Genomic DNA, 501 nt, shown 5'->3' on the forward strand with positions numbered 1-501 from the left:
TTCCTTCAGGGATTACGGTTCGAGTCGTGTTTGTTCGTCATCGCTCGAAGAAAACCGAGTGGCTGGCGATTTTGACGACCGATCTTACCCTCACCGTAGAAGAGATCATCCGGATTTACGCGATGCGCTGGGACATCGAGGTTTTCTTCAAGTGCACCAAATCGCTGCTTCGTCTGCAAAAAGAGTTTCAAGGCCGTTCCTACGATTTGCTGATCAGCCACACGACGATTGTGTTTTCCCGATACATACTGCTGGCGTGGCAGCATCGGAAAGGCACGGATGCGCGTTCCTTTGGCGGATTGTTTTATTTGTTGTGCGACGAAGTCGGTACGCTCGATTGGGTCGTTGCCCTGCAACAGCTGTTGGATTTGATCAACCAAGTAGCCCAAAAAGCCGGTAAGAAGATTTCCGCTCTTATTCAGCGTCAACTCCAGCAGTGGATTGCCGCTTTGCCCAGTTACATCAAGGCTTGTTTGCCGATTTCATGCTGCGAAAGTTGAG

Annotated in this window: 1 pseudogene; it reads left to right on the forward strand. The window is 50.3% G+C overall.

Annotated elements, in window-relative coordinates:
* Positions 1–500 (forward strand): annotated as a pseudogene (locus tag KXG62_RS33930) (IS4 family transposase); the annotation flags it as partial.
* Between the last annotated feature and the right edge of the window lies 1 nt (position 501).

It is taken from the genome of Paenibacillus solanacearum (genome assembly GCF_910593845.1).
In the GTDB taxonomy this organism is placed as follows: Bacteria; Bacillota; Bacilli; order Paenibacillales; family NBRC-103111; genus Paenibacillus_G; species Paenibacillus_G solanacearum.